The following is a 14,797-nucleotide window of genomic DNA, read 5'->3' as shown; positions in this document are numbered from 1 at the left end:
CACACAACCCCCGCTCGTTACACTTACTCAGCTTTCCCAAACGACACCCGCAACGTGCAGTTGATCGATATCGGCGCCAACCTCACCCACGACTCTTTCGACCGCGATCGCGATGCGGTGCTGCAACGCGCACGCGATGCGGGCATTGCGCAACTGGTGATCACCGGCGCCAGCCGCGAGCATTCGCCGTCGGCACTAAAACTGGCCGAGCAACACCCCGGATTTCTCTACGCTACCGCTGGCGTGCACCCGCACCACGCGGTGGAATTCACCGCCGAATGCGAGACCGAAATGCGCACGCTGCACGCGCACCCGCAGGTGGTGGCGGTGGGCGAATGCGGGCTGGATTACTTCCGCGATTTCGCACCGCGCCCGGCGCAGCACAGGGCCTTCGAACGCCAGCTGCAATTGGCTGCCGACAATGGCAAACCATTGTTCCTGCATCAACGCCAGGCGCATGACGATTTCCTGTCGATCATGCGCAGCTTCGGGGGCCGCCTCGGTCCGGCGGTGGTGCACTGCTTCACCGGCACCCGTGAAGAACTGTTCGACTATCTGGACCGCGATTACTACATCGGCATCACCGGCTGGCTGTGCGACGAGCGCCGCGGTGCGCATTTGCGCGAGCTGGTGCGCAATATCCCGGCCAATCGCTTGATGATCGAAACCGACGCGCCTTACCTGCTGCCGCGTACGCTCAAGCCGATGCCCAAGGACCGCCGCAACGAGCCGATGTTTCTATCGCATATCGTGGACGAACTCGCACGCGACCGCGGCGAAGACGTTGCGCTGACTGCGGCCAACAGCACCACCGCGGCGCGTGTGTTCTTCCGTCTGCCGGCCCCTGCGGCCGCTGCATGAGTGGGACGGCGCAGCCCTGGCTGTGGCGCATCCACCCTGACCCGCAAACCATCGGCCCGCGGCAGCTGGCGCTGCTGTGGGAGCCATTGCCGTTCCTGGACGACCGCCAGGCCATCGTCGACAGCTACATGGCCTACGACCAACCCGACTTAGTCGGCCAATGGCCGCACCGACTCAGGCGGTGGCATGAGCACGCTATCCACGCATGTGCTGTACCGCCACCGGTCGCCCCGCCGCTGGCGACACGTTGCGCTTTGAAAGCGTCGCCAAGTCAGGACCGACGCTGCCCGGAGCTGGTCGCGCTCGACCTGCGTCTCTTGCGCGCCGTCCGCATTCGCCCGACGGCTGCCCGCTGCGTCTTGTCGGCCACCTGACCGGCGTCAGGTGCGCACCCGTTCGGTTCGCCACATGCCGCGTTCTGCTTTGGCCCCGTAGAATGCGGCCTTTCCGGCGACAGGCCGGGACACCGGAATTGTCATGATCCACAACGATGTACTGCGCAGTATCCGCTACATGCTCGACCTCAGCGACGACAAGGTGGTGGACATCACCCACCTGGCCGACCCGGAGTTCGCGCTCGACAAGCCGCAGGTACAGACCTGGTTGAAGAAGGAAGACGAGCCCGGTTTCGAGCCGTGCACCGATGCGATGCTGGCGCGCTTTCTCGACGGCCTGGTGCTGCGCTTCCGCGGCCGCGACGAGAGCCAGCCTGTCCGCCCGCTGGAAACCCGCGTCGGCAACAATCTGGTGCTGAAGAAACTGCGCGTGGCCTTCGAACTGAAAGACGTGGACATGCACGCCATCTTCGCCAGCGCCGGCTTCCCGCTGTCCAAGCCGGAACTGTCCGCGCTGTTCCGCCAACCCGGCCACAAGAACTTCCGCCCCTGCGGCGACCAACTGCTGCGCGCCTTCCTCAAAGGCCTGACCGCACGGATGCGCGAAGCGAGTTGACGCACCTCAGCGCATGACCTTTACAGCGGCTAACAAAACGTAGCGAGCAGCGTCAAGTGGGTGCGGACGGCGCGCAGAAACCGGAATGTACGCGTGGTACATGCCGATTCCGAGCACCGACCGCGCCCGCCTGGCGGTGAGCGCAGTCGTTTTATCAGCCGCTCTTAGTCGGTGCGGAGAGCGATGCGCCATCCGCACCGACCTGGTCGTCGGACCACGCTGACCCGGCAACCCGCAGCAAACGCTGCAGATTGCGATCAGCTTAAGCGTTTGCAGCGGATCTGTTCGCGATCTTCGTCAGTCAGATCATCGATGTGAACGTAGTAGACACCTGCGCCGCGCGGAGCGCTGAGCAGCTGCGATTCGATCTCCGCCTCGCCGCAGTCGGGTGCCGAGATCAGGCCCACAATCGATCCATGCGGGGCCACTCGCCAAAGCGCCACACGTTGAAAGACGCGCGCTTCCCGCGCATCGGTGGACGGTTCTTGCGCATTGGTGTGTTGTGGATACGTGGCGTACCAACCGTCTGCAGGAAGGTAGCGATAGGAGCCGTAGTCGTTCATAGCGTCTTTAGGTTGGTGTGGTGGCGACGCACGATGGCAGTGCGCGCTGACAAGTGCGATGCGGAAGTTTCTTTTTTGGCGCTGCGATTACGCAAGTCGGAAAACCGCTTCGCTGAGGCGCGGAGTGTTTCGCGCTGCTTGCCGTCCATCGCACCCACAGCAGCAGATCCGTATCCTTGCTGCGCATGACAGACGTTGTCTTCCCCATCTCCGCGCTGCTGCCGCAAATCCGCCAGACCCTGGCCGACCACTCGCGGCTGGTGCTGGAAGCCCCGCCCGGCGCCGGCAAGACCACCCAGGTACCGTTGGCACTGTTGGATGCCTCATGGCTGGCCGGCCGCAAAATTGTGATGCTGGAGCCGCGCCGCGTGGCCGCCCGCAGCGCTGCAGTGTTCATGGCACGCCAGCTCGGCGAGCCGGTCGGCGAGACCGTGGGCTACCGCATTCGCTTCGAGAACAAGACCTCTCCACGTACGCGGATAGAAGTGGTCACCGAAGGCATCCTGACCCGGCTGATCCAGGACGACCCAATGCTGGAGAGCATCGGCGCGCTGCTGTTCGACGAATTCCACGAACGCCATCTGGCCGGCGACCTCGGTCTGGCGCTGGCGCTGGATGTCCAGGCGCAGGTGCGCGAGGACCTGCGCATCGTGGCGATGTCGGCCACGCTCGATGGCGAGCGGCTGGCCGGCTTCCTCGACGCACCGCGCTTGAGCAGTGCCGGGCGCAGTTTTCCGGTGGATGTCGCGCACTTTCCTGCACGCCGCCACGAAACGCTGGAACCGCAGGCGCGCCGCGCGATCGAACACGCCTTGTCCACGCATCCGGGCGATGTGCTGGTGTTTCTGCCCGGCCAACGCGAGATCGCGCGCGTGCACAGCGCGCTGCAGGAGGTGCTTGACTCGGAGGTTCAGGTGCTGTCGCTGCATGGCGAGCTGTCGGTCGAGGCGCAAAGCCAGGTGCTGCAGCCCGACCCGCAGGGGCGCCGCCGCGTGGTGCTGGCGACCAACGTGGCCGAATCGTCAGTCACCCTGCCCGGCGTGCGCGTAGTCATCGACAGCGGGCTGGCGCGCGAGCCGCATTACGACCCTAATAGCGGTTTTTCGCGGCTGGACGTCACCACCATTGCGCAAGCCTCGGCCGACCAGCGCGCCGGACGCGCCGGACGCATGGCCAGCGGCTGGGCTTACCGGCTATGGCCGCAATCGCAGCGGCTGGAACCGCAACGACGTGCCGAAATCACCCAGGTGGAATTGGCTGGCCTGGCGCTGGAACTGGCCGCCTGGGGCAGCACCGCGCTGCGTTTTGTCGATGCGCCACCGAGCGGCGCGTTGGCCGCCGCACACGAATTACTGCAGCGGCTGGGCGCGCTAAGCGACAACGGCGGCATCACCGCGCTGGGCCGGCGCATGCTCGCGCTGGGCACCCATCCGCGTCTGGCCGCAATGCTGGCGCAGGCCGGCGATACAGCGCACGTGGCGCTGGCCTGCGACCTGGCCGCCTTGCTGGAAGCGCGCGACCCGCTACGTCAGGGTGGCGACGGACTGGCCGCGCGCTGGCGCGCACTGGCCGCATTCCGCCAAGGCCGCAGCGCAAACGATGCCAACCGCGGCGCCCTGGCCATCATCGACAGTGCCGCCAAACAATGGCGACGCCGGCTGCGTTGCGACACCGCCCCGCCGACCAGCGTGGAGGCGCACGCGCTCGGCGACCTGCTCTCGCATGCCTTCCCCGACCGTATCGCCGCACGCCATCCCAGCGACCCACTGCGCTACCTGCTCGCTAACGGTCGCAGCGCGCGTCTGTTCGACCACAGCGATCTGCGCGGCGAACCCTGGCTTGTCGCCAGCGAGCTACATTACGAGGCCAAGGACGCGCTGCTGCTACGCGCCGCACCGGTGGACGAGGACTATCTGCGCCGCAGCGTGCCCGAGCGCTTCGTGCAACAGGACATCGTGCAGTGGGACGCGGACAAGCGCGCTCTGATCGCGCGCCGGCAATCCAGCTTCGACCGCATCGTGCTCGACAACCGCCCGGCCGGTCGCGTCGATCCGGCGCAAGCCGCCGACGCGCTGACTGAAGCGGTGCGTCGGTTCGGTCTGGATGCCTTGCCATGGACCGATAGCCTGCGCCAATGGCGCGCACGTGTGCAGTCGCTACGGGTGTGGATGCCCGAACTTGCGTTGCCGGACCTTTCCGACACAGTGCTGTTGGCAACGCTCGATAGCTGGCTGCGCCCGGCCTTCGTCGGCAAGACCCGGCTCGATGCACTGGACGAAACCATCCTGGGCGAAGCGCTCAAAGCCGCATTGCCGTGGGACCGCCGCCAGCTGATCGACCGCCACGCGCCCACCCGCATCAGCGTGCCCTCGGGCATGGAACGGCCGGTCGGCTACGCAGTCGACCACGCTGCGCAGCCGCTGCCGCCGGTGCTGGCAGTCAAATTGCAGGAACTGTTCGGCCTGGCCGAAACTCCTCGGATCGCCGACGGCCGCATCCCCCTGACCCTGCACCTGCTCTCCCCCGGCGGCCGTGCGCTGCAGGTGACCCAGGATCTGAAAAGCTTCTGGGCGAACACCTATCCGAACGTCAGGAAAGAGATAAAGGGGAGATACCCCAGACATCCATGGCCAGATGATCCATGGACGGCGGCAGCGACGCATAGAGCCAAGCCGCGCGGAACGTAATCGCCCTTCTTCCTTTAGAGCGGCTAACAAAACGTAGCGAGCAGTCGTCAGGTGGGTGCGGACGCGGACGGCGCGCAGCAACCGCAGGGTGCCCGTGGTACATGCCGATTCCGAGCACCGGCCGCCTGCCTGGCGGTGAACGCAGTCGTTTTGTTCGCCGCTCTTAACCGCAAGCCAAACAGACCCGAACCCCGCTAACGCCGCCTATACGCGCCACCGCACAGACTGCGCAACACGTACTCAGAGAGGAAACGACTATAATGAGCAAGCTGACTGTCATCACCGAACGCGCCCTGGAGCGCGCCCTGGAGCGTGCCCTGGAACTGGCTGGCAATGCCGGCGGCCACCTGCGTCACGCCGCATCCAATGCCAGCGATCAGGCACGTAACGCCGGCAGTAGCCTGCGTCATTTCGGCCCAGGCGCCAGCCAATGGCTGAAGACCGGCGCTGCACTGGGTGTCGTACGCTCCGGCGGCAAGGCCGCCAGCAAGTTGGTCAAGCGCAACCCGGCCGTCACCGTCGCCGCAGCTGTCGCAAGCCTGGGCCTGATCGGCTACGCGGTGTATCGCAAACGTCAGCGTGATCAGCAGGTGCTCGGCGGTAACGTGCACCGCCTCGACCGCGAAAACCCCGGCAGTGCCAACGCACGTCGTGCGGCCTACCAGCGTCGCGGCGCAGTGACCCCGAGCGACGGCATCGAATAAGCCCTGTCTCCCAGGCAATTCCTCAACGCCACGGCCCTGTGCCGTGGCGTTGTCGTTTGTGGGGTGCAATCCATCATGATGAAGGCGCCGCTGGCACAGGAAGCCATGGGACCCAACCCGACGGATCGGGGAAAAAGGCAGCAAGCACCACCTGCTGGTGGACGGCCGTAGCGTCCCGTTGTCGCTCGTCGTGACCGGGGCCAACGTCCATGACTGCAAGTGGCTTGCGGCTTGATGTAGTTTTGTTAGCCACTCTCAGCCGGTGCCGTCCAATAACAACTACAGCGTGCTGCCCGATCCCAAGACCGTCGCAGCCTCCGGCATCGGACCTTCGTTCCAGGACCAATCATCCTGGGCTTTTCCAGGACGCTCGATGACAGCTGCGTCTACTGCGCCAGGGCCACCTACCGATTGCTGCGTAGCGGCGTGGACGATTACTGCGACATCGACGCAGTGTTGGCCAAGTCCGATATGCGCTGGGCTACAACGTTATCAAAGCAAGCAATCCGGTCAGCTGCTGGTTGATCGATCCCGACAAGGCCAACACCTTCACCCTGGTCGAGAAACATACCAACGGCCCGCAGCGTAACGATCACACCCGTCAGCTCAAGTTGTACGGCTATGACCAGATCACGCCGCAGTGGCTGCTGTCGGCCAATCTGGCCATGGTCACCGGTTGCGCGCCATGGCAGAGCTTGTAGTTGCTGTGGGTGAGCAGGAATCCGTGGAAAAATTCTTGGCTCACAACGAGTCAGCTCATTTTTGGCTGTTTTTTACACCAATCCCTGCCGCCCCCCCTCTATCGCCGATGGTCGAATTGCTAGAACTTCCACAACTTGCTTTTCTTTTTCTTCTGTTCGATGGGCGGCTCGGGAACTGACCTGACGCTGCTTTGTGCTGGAGCTTGCTCCGCTTGGGCAAGACGATCCCTGATGAGGCCGCGGTCTGGTTCGATATCGCTCAGGTCCCTGCCGCCCGCGTAGTCGAACGCGCCGTCGATCACCCTGTGAGCCAACACCTCGATCCCGGTCAGCACATGATCGCCGCAGGAATAACCGTCCGGCTGTATCGCGGTGGGCATTTTATTGACTTGGGAAGCATCAAGGCCCAAGCGCCAGGCTACCATTTGCGCATGCCAGTGCTGATGTGGATGCGGAGTTCCCATGGAATCGTAATGGTAGGCTGCAGGCGAGTGGTTATCTCGACGGTCGAGGACGAGCAGCGACCAATGGACGTTGTCTCGGTTGATTGGGATGAACACGATGGGTGGAGCAGGGTTGTCTGCGTCTCCGACGAGACGACGCAACGCAACGTTTCTCTGCGCTTCGTCCTCGGAGTTCAGCATGGTGACTACCTGCGAGTCGGCAAATTGGAGTAGATGGGCATTGGGCTCCCCCTGCAATCGGCCAGCGAGGTTGTTGGTGTAGGCGTGCAAATGTCCGTCTAGCAGCCACGAAGTCGCTGTCACTTGAGGAAGCTCGGGGTCTGCGACGTCCTGGGGCGACGGCAGATTGTCCACATCGATCCTCTCGGGACTCATGGGGGGTGTAGCCGAGTGCCCCATGGAAGTCTGCGTGCCATAGTCTCCATAGGTGCTCCAAGGCTGCTCTTCCTGGGGCGTATTGAGGTCGAATTCGCGCCCGTAATGACTCATGAAGAAGAGTCCGCCGAAGTTCGAAGCTGGACTTTGAGGGGGGTATTGCGGGGTGACGGGTTCCGGCTGGTAACCCATACGTATCCAATCTGTGCTCACCCCGGAGAAGAACGATGGGTGCGGCAGATTTTCTTCCTGCGGATGAAAAAAGGTCCGAGGGGGGCTGTTGGGGGGCAGGTCCGGTTGCTGGTAACGACTTCTGAAATTGGCGCGAATTGCCGCCTGGGTGCCTTCGGATGCTCCTGAAATCACTACTTCACCCAAACTGGTAAATTCGCCGGTTTCCTCGTCGACTATTTTTTCGAGGTCTGATTGTGATAAATATCCACTGCTTGCATCGTTGATACTGCACGTTCTATTTCTGAATTTTCTTGAGATTTCAAGAATTAAATTAGGTTTTTTATAAAGGGACAGGGGTACTCCTCTGGGCACATCGCCGTCCTTGGGGGGCAAGGACTGCCGGCGCGTCTTAATTGCACAATCAAATCTTTTCTTCTGATCTGGGGTGGCGTATTTAAGGATGGAGGGTGCAAGTGGGCCATATGAGCCATCATCACACAAGTACTTGTTGAAACCGGCCATATCATTGGCGATGGATGGCACTGGTTCTGATTTTTCATATCTTGGTAGTAATCCGATAATTTTTTCGATCGTGTATACGGAAGTCTTTTTGATAAGGTCATAGTTTTCGGCTTTAGTTTGTGTTTTGGCTTTGACTTTTGCTTTGACTTTGGCTTTGGCTTTGGCTTTGGCAATGCGATCCAACTTCAGGCCATGTTGGCTCAGTGCAATTTCTTGCTTTTCGGGACCCAGGAGAGCGGTACTGCAATCCAATTCCAGCTGGGTCAGCGCAATTTCTTTCTCTTCATGATGCAGGTGATTTTTAATTCTTCTTGTTATCTGATGTAATAGACGGTCGCGTTGATTTTTGCTCAATTCCCGAAGCATCTGTATGCCAAACCGATGTGATAGGCCGTATTCCGTCAAAAAAGAGAACAAACTTGGAACAATTTTTCTCAGTTCGGCAACGCGTTCGCCATCGCCATAGCGTTCGATTATCTCGAATATTTTTGAGTAATATCTATAGGTGTGGGAGGTCGGCACGGCTTCACACATCCGATGGACCGAGCTATCGACATGCACTTGCGTGGGATTTCTTCGTGGGAGGGATTCAAGCAGCGGATGCGTGTTGGAAGCAGTGCTGTGGTTTTCCCTTTGTTCTTCAGAGGGCGAAGAATTGCGATGATCATTCATCGCTTCCGTCGTTCTGCGATATTTATTATAGTCAGATTTAAATAATCGGTCCATTATTTGAAATGCCCTGTGGGAGTTGATGTTGGGATTGTTACGCGTTCACGATGTAAGTGACTCTCGGAGGCGAATTCGTTTTCTTGAAAGCGACCTTCCTGTGTCTGACCCACCCCCTCCGCCTGAGCCGGCTCACCCCCGGTCGAGGTGGTTCAGTCAGTACACCCCGCTCCCGGCGGGCAGGTCGCGGCACAGCGCGCACGCGGTACCAGCCCGGTCAAGCGTCGCGGCGCTGGCGATGGGCAATACGCATCGAGCCAGACGGCCTGCAGATATGCTGTGACGGACTGGAAAGCGGAGTGATCAATCCTCAGTTTTCAGGTGGTGGCGCAAGATTTGGCTTTTTTTTGCACGCATCCTCGCCGACCCTCGGCGCGCCTGTTCAGGCCTTGGTGCTCGGCGGCCGTCAGGCGCAGCGCGTCGCGCTCGCGCTGTTGGCTGTCGGCCCCTGACGTGCCTGCGTCGGTTACCGCTCCAGGCGGGTATCAATCAGCCTTGCAATTCAGTCACTTAGAGCGGCCAACAAAACGACTGCGCTCACCGTCAGGCGGGCGCGGTCGGTGCTCGGAATCGGCATGTACCACGCGTACACTCCGGTTCCTCCGCGCCGTCCGCACCTACCTGACGACTGCTCGCTACGTTTTGTTAGCCGCTCTTAGACAGCTTTTGGCCCTGGACATAATGACTCCCCCTGCCGACCCTCTATTCGGAACGCGCTCCCGGGCGACCCAATGCGCTGTACGGAGTGGCCAATGTGCGGCAGGCGCCACGGTCGTTGCGTTGTTTCTGTCAATTGCTTTGGAATGGACACACTGCGGCTTTTGGTCGCGGTGCGTTGCTGTGTGGCGAGGCGTTTGTCGAATGCGCAACGACTAGCGTCGCGTCCGGCGCGGGCGCGCGCCATGCGTTTGTTCTGTCCGCCATTGACCAAGCGCAAGCGCGTCCAGTTTCCAATGGCCGATGGCCACGCGCACCAGCCGCAAGGTCGGCAAGCCGACCGATGCGGTCATGCGGCGTACCTGACGATTGCGGCCTTCGGTGATCTGCAATTCCAGCCAGGCATCGGGCACGGTCTTGCGCACGCGCACCGGCGGATCGCGCGGCCACAACGCCGGTGCCGGGTCCAGCCTGCGCACCTTGGCCGGATGGGTCGGGCCATCGTTGAGCACCACGCCATCGCGCAAGGCCTGTAGTTGCGCCGGATCCGGCTCGCCTTCCACCTGTACCCAATAGGTCTTGGGCTGCTTGTGGCGTGGGTCGGTCAAGCGATGCGCCAATGCACCGTCATCGGTCAGTAGCAGCAAACCTTCGCTGTCGTGATCCAGACGGCCCGCCGCATACACATCGGCCGGCAGACCAAATTCGGCCAGCGTGCGTTTGGGCGGTTGCGAGCGGTCGCTGAATTGCGACAGCACGCCATAGGGTTTGTTCAACAACACCAACATCCGAATCCTGTTGCGCAAGCTTGCTGCCCCAACATGATGCTCGCGCTTGGCATCGTGCGAGTGGTCGAAGTAGGCGAAGAGTGAACAGTGCGGAAGAATGCACGTGCAAAACCGGAGCAACCGCTGCGTCCACGTCACCTTTGTTGCACCGCGCGACACCATCAATCGACCACGACAGCGCACCGCCGATAGCCGTATGCCGGACAGGTTCTACGCGCCGGCATGCAGGCCTGTCATCACTGCTTGACGAACTTCAAGGTCATGCGGTCGCTCTCGCCGATCGCCTTGTACTTGGCATCGTCGGCGGCTTGGTGGTTGTTGCTCGGCGGCAACGTCCACACGCCGCCGGGGTAATCCTTGGTGTCGCGCGGGTTGGCGTTGACCTCGCTCTTGCCGGCCAGAGTGAAACCGGCAGCTTCGGCCATCGCGATCAGCTGTGCCTGCCCCACATAGCCGCTTTTGTCGTCGGCCGGCACATCGGTCTTGGCGCGATGCTCGACCACACCGAGCACGCCACCGGGCTTGAGCACTTTGTAGAAGCCGGCGAACATCGCCTCGGCATTGCCGGCCATGCGCCAGTTGTGCACGTTGCGGAACGTCAGCACCAGATCGGCCGAATTGTCCACGCCGAACGACGGCGCCTTCGGCACATACGATACGAACGAGGGCTTGCCGTAGAGCTGCGGCTTGGCCTGGAACTTCTTTTCCAGCTCGTCACGCGCACGTTGCGCACCGTCGCGGCTGCGGCCTTCCGGCGCCGACGCCGGGTCGACCACTGCCGCCACGTACTTGCCCTTTTCACGCAGATACGGCGCCAGGATTTCCGAATACCAGCCACCGCCAGGGGTGATCTCGATAACGGTCTGGGTCGGCTTGATGCCGAAGAACGCCAGCGTCTGGCCGGGGTGGCGATAAACATCGCGCTGCACGTATACCCGGTCGCGCCAGTTGCCATCGATGGCCGCCTGCAGCGCGGCATCGGACGCCGGCAAGGTGGCGCTATCGGCCGGCTTCATCGCCATCGCCAGCGGCGCACTCATTGCCACCACCACACTCATCGCACACGCACAGGCCAGCTTGTTGCGGATCATCGCAGCGCCCTCTTCCGAGAAAAAGTAGCGCGAGCCTAGCATGCGATCCGGAGCACGCCATGTGCCCGAAGCGCTGCTGCATAGGCCGCGTTGCACTGCGCCTGGTGATCGACATGTTCAAGTCCTGTGAGCCGATGCGCATGATCGGCTGAACGCTTAACCTACATCGGTGTCACACGCAACATCGGTGCGCATGACTATCCTGTGGCCAGTTCGAATCAGGAGCATCCGTGATGACCCAGTCCCGCGCGCTAGGCCGCTCCGGCCTGCAGATTCAACCGATCGTGTTCGGTGGCAATGTGTTTGGCTGGACCGCCGATGAAGCGACCTCGTTCGCGTTGCTCGATGCTTTCGTCGATGCCGGCTTCAATCTGATCGATACCGCCGATGCGTATTCCGGTTGGGTGCCCGGCAATCGCGGCGGCGAATCGGAAACCATCATCGGGCGCTGGCTTGCACGCAGCGGCAAACGCGACAAGGTGCTGATCGCCACCAAGGTGGCCAAGTGGAGCGAGCATCCGGGCCTGTCGCCGGAGAATATCGCCGCAGCAGTGGAAGATTCGCTCACCCGTCTGCAGAGCGATGTGATAGATCTGTATCAGGCGCACGAGGACGACGAATCGGTTCCGCTGGAAGCCACGCTTGCTGCATTCGGTCGATTGATCGAGCAAGGCAAGGTGCGTGCGATCGGCGCCTCCAACTACACCGCCGCGCGTCTGCGCGATGCGCTGGATATTTCAGAGCACTACAAGCTGCCGCGCTACGAAAGCCTGCAGCCCGAATACAACCTCTACGAGCGCGCCGGTTACGAAGCCGAGCTGGAGCCGCTGGTGCGCGGATGCGAGTTGGGCGTGCTCAGTTATTACTCGCTGGCCAGCGGCTTTCTCACTGGTAAATACCGCAGTGCCGACGATGCCGGCAAGAGCAGCGCGCGCGGTGCGTCGGTGGTCAAGCAATACGTCAATCCGCGTGGGTTGCGCATTCTCCAGGCCCTGGATGATCTGGCCGCGACGCACAACGCCACGCCGGCGCAGGTCGCTCTGGCCTGGCTGATCGCACGCCCGGGCCTGACCGCGCCGATCGTCAGTGCCACCAGCGTGACCCAACTGCATGACGTGCTGGCCGCCGCACGCGTGTCGCTGGGCGCCGATCAGATTGCGCAGCTTGATGGCGCAAGCGCGACGGAGCGGTCTGAGGCGACTTGACGCAGCACGTAGGCAAAGCGCGCCACACCTGCCGAGCTTCTTCCGGCACTTCCCTCGCGCAGTCGCCCTGGCGGCTGTGCTCCCTCGACCGCACGCACGCGGTCTATTTGCGAGGAATTCCACATGGCATCGATACACAACCGGCGCATCGTGCTGGCCTCGCGCCCGCACGGCGAACCCGGCGTATACAACTTCCGCAGCGAAGACGTCGCCGTACCACCCACCGGCCACGACCAGATCCTGGTGCGCAATCGCTTCCTGTCGCTGGATCCGTACATGCGTGGACGCATGAACGAAGGCCCGTCCTACGCCGCACCGGTCGAAATCGATGCGGTGATGGAAGGCGGCACCGTCGGCGAGGTGCTCCAATCGCATCACCCCGACTATCACCCCGGCGATCTATTGGTGCTGCCAGGCGGCTGGCAAACGCATAGCCTGCTGACACCGACAACGCCGTTGCGCAAGCTGCCCAAGGACGACGCCTTGCCGCTGAGCACTGCGCTGGGTGTGTACGGCATGCCCGGCTTTACCGCGTACGCGGGCCTGCACGAAATCGGCAAACCGCAGGCAGGCGAAACGTTGGTGGTTGCGGCCGCCACCGGGCCGGTCGGCGCCACCGTGGCGCAGCTTGCACGCCTGCAAGGTTTGCGCGTGGTCGCCATTGCCGGTGGCCAAGAAAAGGTGCATTACCTGCGCGATACGTTGCGCGTGGAGGTGGCACTGGACCATCGCGCCGACGACTTCGCCGAACAGTTGCGCGCCGCCACGCCGGACGGCATCGACATCTATTTTGAAAACGTCGGTGGCAAGGTGTTCGACGCGGTACTTCCACAGTTGAATGCGTTTGCGCGCGTGCCGGTCTGCGGCATGGTTGCCACCTACAACAATCGCGGCCAGCAGCTGCCGGGGCCGGATCACTTGCCAGATTTCATGGGACAGGTCTTACGTAAACGCCTGACCGTACGGGGCTTCATCCAGCACGACTTCATCCGCCTGATGTCGGCCTTCCTGCGCGAAATGGGCCAATGGCTGCGCGAAGACCGCATCCAGTATCGCGAGCATGTCCTGCACGGCCTGGACAGCGCCCCGCAAGGCCTGATCAGCCTGCTACGCGGCGAAAACTTCGGCAAAGCCGTCGTCGCACTCGACTGAATCAACTCGCAGCGCAACGCACAACTTGCACGTTTACCAATCCCCATTCTCCAGTCCCGAATCCGGTTACCAAAGGAACAACATGACTGTCCCAGCATTTGGCTTAGGCACCTTTCGTCTCAAAGACCAGGTCGTCATCGACTCGGTACGCAACGCACTGGAGCTGGGCTATCGTGCGGTCGATACCGCGCAGATCTACGACAACGAAGAACAGGTCGGCCAGGCGATCACGGCCTCCGGCGTGCCGCGCGATCGGCTGTATCTGACCACCAAGATCTGGGTCGACAAGTTCGACCGCGATGCCGTGCTGCCGAGCCTGCAGGACAGCCTGCGCAAGCTGGGCACCGAGTATGTGGATCTCACCCTGATCCACTGGCCGTCGCCAAAAGATCAGGTGCCGATGCGCGAGTATCTGGAAGCGCTGGCGCAGGCCAGGCAGCAGGGCCTGACCCGTGCGATCGGCGTATCCAATTTCACCATCGCGCTGACCAGGCAGGCCATCGAGATCCTGGGCGCCGACGCCATCGCCACCAACCAGATCGAAGTGCATCCGTATCTGCAGAATCGTGCGTTGATCGCCTTCCTGCACGAGCAAGGCATCCATGTCACCTCTTACATGACGCTTGCGGTTGGCCAAGTGCTCCAAAACCAGGTCATCCAGGCAATCGCCGCGCGTCACGCTGCCACGCCGGCACAGGTCACGCTAGCCTGGGCATTGCAGCAGGGCTATTCGGTGATTCCCTCCTCGACCAAGCGCGAGAACCTTGAAAGCAACCTCAAGGCGCTGACGCTGCAGCTAAGCGAACAGGACATGAGCGAAATCGCCGCACTCGACAGCGGGCGACGCCTGGCCAATCCGAAGACCATCGCACCCAACTGGGACTGAACACTCGGTTTACGTACGCATCGGCGCCGCCCGATGCGCGCACAACCAGCGCGTAACGACCGCCCGTCGTCGCATGCTGGTTGTCTGTGCCGGCACTGCTACGGTGCCGGCACAGTGGGCAGTCTCGACAACGGAGTCCTACCCATGCAAACCGCATCTGTCTTGACCCGCCGCGTCGTCAATCTCGACGCAGAGATCGCCTATTGGCGCGATGTCCATGCCGAAGGCCATCTGGGCGGCTACACTTTTGCCAACTACGTCCGCCTGGCGGCGGCGCAGTAGTTTTGTTA

Annotated in this window: 13 protein-coding genes, 4 other RNA genes and 2 pseudogenes; 13 read left to right on the top strand and 6 right to left on the bottom strand. The window is 62.1% G+C overall.

Features of this window, described 5'->3' with window-relative positions; all coding sequences use genetic code 11:
• Positions 1 to 54 precede the first annotated feature (54 nt).
• The 3 genes from J5I97_RS01285 to J5I97_RS01275 all read left to right on the top strand — a co-directional run bounded on the left by J5I97_RS01285 (position 55) and on the right by J5I97_RS01275 (position 1,812).
• A complete protein-coding gene (locus J5I97_RS01285; RefSeq protein ID WP_208588492.1) occupies positions 55 to 861 on the top strand; it encodes a TatD family hydrolase in 807 nt (268 codons plus the stop codon).
• Between the two features lie 306 nt (positions 862 to 1,167).
• A non-coding RNA gene (locus J5I97_RS01280) (sX9 sRNA) lies at positions 1,168 to 1,229 on the top strand.
• A 109-nt stretch (positions 1,230 to 1,338) separates the two neighbouring features.
• Entirely contained in the window at positions 1,339 to 1,812 is a 474-nt protein-coding gene (locus J5I97_RS01275) for a DUF1456 family protein (protein ID WP_208588490.1), read from the top strand.
• A gap of 27 nt (positions 1,813 to 1,839) precedes the next feature.
• Here the strand turns inward: J5I97_RS01275 and J5I97_RS01270 are convergent.
• Together J5I97_RS01270 and J5I97_RS01265 are read right to left on the bottom strand one after the other, a co-directional pair.
• A non-coding RNA gene (locus J5I97_RS01270) (sX9 sRNA) lies at positions 1,840 to 1,914 on the bottom strand.
• Positions 1,915 to 2,069: 155 nt separating this feature from the next.
• Complete coding sequence (locus J5I97_RS01265) at positions 2,070 to 2,375, bottom strand: hypothetical protein (RefSeq protein ID WP_208588488.1); 306 nt, start codon at positions 2,373 to 2,375, stop codon at positions 2,070 to 2,072.
• Between the two features lie 185 nt (positions 2,376 to 2,560).
• Here J5I97_RS01265 and hrpB point away from each other — a divergent pair, with 185 nt between their 5' ends.
• Entirely contained in the window at positions 2,561 to 5,062 is a 2,502-nt protein-coding gene (hrpB, locus tag J5I97_RS01260) for an ATP-dependent helicase HrpB (RefSeq protein WP_208588486.1), read from the top strand.
• Between the two features lie 21 nt (positions 5,063 to 5,083).
• Here the strand turns inward: hrpB and J5I97_RS01255 are convergent.
• Positions 5,084 to 5,165, bottom strand: a non-coding RNA gene (locus tag J5I97_RS01255) — sX9 sRNA.
• Between the two features lie 157 nt (positions 5,166 to 5,322).
• Between J5I97_RS01255 and J5I97_RS01250 the strand changes: the two genes are divergently transcribed.
• The 3 genes and pseudogenes from J5I97_RS01250 to J5I97_RS01240 form a co-directional block, all read left to right on the top strand.
• Positions 5,323 to 5,766 (top strand): hypothetical protein, encoded by a 444-nt coding sequence (locus J5I97_RS01250; RefSeq protein ID WP_208588485.1) that lies wholly within the window; start codon positions 5,323 to 5,325, stop codon positions 5,764 to 5,766.
• Between the two features lie 99 nt (positions 5,767 to 5,865).
• Positions 5,866 to 5,992: pseudogene (locus J5I97_RS01245) on the top strand (transposase); the annotation flags it as partial.
• 27 nt (positions 5,993 to 6,019) lie between these two features.
• Positions 6,020 to 6,464 (top strand): annotated as a pseudogene (locus J5I97_RS01240) (hypothetical protein); the annotation flags it as partial.
• Positions 6,465 to 6,586: 122 nt separating this feature from the next.
• Here the strand turns inward: J5I97_RS01240 and J5I97_RS01235 are convergent.
• Positions 6,587 to 8,728, bottom strand: a complete 2,142-nt coding sequence (locus J5I97_RS01235) for a C48 family peptidase (RefSeq protein ID WP_238135603.1) — start codon at positions 8,726 to 8,728, stop codon at positions 6,587 to 6,589.
• Positions 8,729 to 9,027: 299 nt separating this feature from the next.
• On the opposite strand from J5I97_RS01235, the gene J5I97_RS01230 reads away from it, so the two are divergent.
• Positions 9,028 to 9,180, top strand: a complete 153-nt coding sequence (locus J5I97_RS01230) for a hypothetical protein (RefSeq protein WP_208588484.1) — start codon at positions 9,028 to 9,030, stop codon at positions 9,178 to 9,180.
• 123 nt (positions 9,181 to 9,303) lie between these two features.
• Positions 9,304 to 9,379: non-coding RNA, sX9 sRNA (locus J5I97_RS01225), on the top strand.
• Positions 9,380 to 9,600: 221 nt separating this feature from the next.
• On the opposite strand, the gene J5I97_RS01220 is transcribed toward J5I97_RS01225, so the two are convergent.
• A complete protein-coding gene (locus J5I97_RS01220) occupies positions 9,601 to 10,173 on the bottom strand; it encodes a pseudouridine synthase (RefSeq protein WP_208588483.1) in 573 nt (190 codons plus the stop codon).
• A 236-nt stretch (positions 10,174 to 10,409) separates the two neighbouring features.
• A complete protein-coding gene (locus tag J5I97_RS01215) occupies positions 10,410 to 11,264 on the bottom strand; it encodes a class I SAM-dependent methyltransferase (protein WP_208588482.1) in 855 nt (284 codons plus the stop codon).
• Positions 11,265 to 11,497: 233 nt separating this feature from the next.
• Here J5I97_RS01215 and J5I97_RS01210 point away from each other — a divergent pair, with 233 nt between their 5' ends.
• The 4 genes from J5I97_RS01210 to J5I97_RS01195 all read left to right on the top strand — a co-directional run bounded on the left by J5I97_RS01210 (position 11,498) and on the right by J5I97_RS01195 (position 14,789).
• Positions 11,498 to 12,469 (top strand): aldo/keto reductase, encoded by a 972-nt coding sequence (locus J5I97_RS01210; protein ID WP_208588481.1) that lies wholly within the window; start codon positions 11,498 to 11,500, stop codon positions 12,467 to 12,469.
• 123 nt (positions 12,470 to 12,592) lie between these two features.
• Positions 12,593 to 13,621, top strand: a complete 1,029-nt coding sequence (locus J5I97_RS01205; protein ID WP_208588480.1) for an NADP-dependent oxidoreductase — start codon at positions 12,593 to 12,595, stop codon at positions 13,619 to 13,621.
• 82 nt (positions 13,622 to 13,703) lie between these two features.
• Positions 13,704 to 14,507, top strand: coding sequence for a 2,5-didehydrogluconate reductase DkgB (gene dkgB, locus J5I97_RS01200; RefSeq protein WP_208588479.1), 804 nt, complete (start codon positions 13,704 to 13,706; stop codon positions 14,505 to 14,507).
• 144 nt (positions 14,508 to 14,651) lie between these two features.
• Positions 14,652 to 14,789, top strand: coding sequence for a hypothetical protein (locus J5I97_RS01195; protein ID WP_208591854.1), 138 nt, complete (start codon positions 14,652 to 14,654; stop codon positions 14,787 to 14,789).
• The last annotated feature ends 8 nt before the right edge of the window (positions 14,790 to 14,797 follow it).

The organism is Xanthomonas fragariae (assembly GCF_017603965.1).
Taxonomy (GTDB): Bacteria; Pseudomonadota; Gammaproteobacteria; order Xanthomonadales; family Xanthomonadaceae; genus Xanthomonas; species Xanthomonas fragariae_A.
This window is presented reverse-complemented; position numbering and strand designations above follow the sequence as displayed.

Bases quoted from the DNA above. Each gene is read 5' to 3' on its own strand.
- J5I97_RS01210 (WP_208588481.1), top strand. From the start codon at position 11,498: ATGACCCAGTCCCGCGCGCTAGGCCGCTCCGGCCTGCAGATTCAACCG.
- J5I97_RS01250 (WP_208588485.1), top strand. From the start codon at position 5,323: ATGAGCAAGCTGACTGTCATCACCGAACGCGCCCTGGAGCGCGCCCTG.
- J5I97_RS01235 (WP_238135603.1), bottom strand. From the start codon at position 8,728: ATGGACCGATTATTTAAATCTGACTATAATAAATATCGCAGAACGACG.
- J5I97_RS01265 (WP_208588488.1), bottom strand. From the start codon at position 2,375: ATGAACGACTACGGCTCCTATCGCTACCTTCCTGCAGACGGTTGGTAC.
- J5I97_RS01275 (WP_208588490.1), top strand. From the start codon at position 1,339: ATGATCCACAACGATGTACTGCGCAGTATCCGCTACATGCTCGACCTC.
- hrpB (WP_208588486.1), top strand. From the start codon at position 2,561: ATGACAGACGTTGTCTTCCCCATCTCCGCGCTGCTGCCGCAAATCCGC.
- J5I97_RS01220 (WP_208588483.1), bottom strand. From the start codon at position 10,173: ATGTTGGTGTTGTTGAACAAACCCTATGGCGTGCTGTCGCAATTCAGC.
- J5I97_RS01215 (WP_208588482.1), bottom strand. From the start codon at position 11,264: ATGATCCGCAACAAGCTGGCCTGTGCGTGTGCGATGAGTGTGGTGGTG.
- J5I97_RS01205 (WP_208588480.1), top strand. From the start codon at position 12,593: ATGGCATCGATACACAACCGGCGCATCGTGCTGGCCTCGCGCCCGCAC.
- J5I97_RS01195 (WP_208591854.1), top strand. From the start codon at position 14,652: ATGCAAACCGCATCTGTCTTGACCCGCCGCGTCGTCAATCTCGACGCA.
- dkgB (WP_208588479.1), top strand. From the start codon at position 13,704: ATGACTGTCCCAGCATTTGGCTTAGGCACCTTTCGTCTCAAAGACCAG.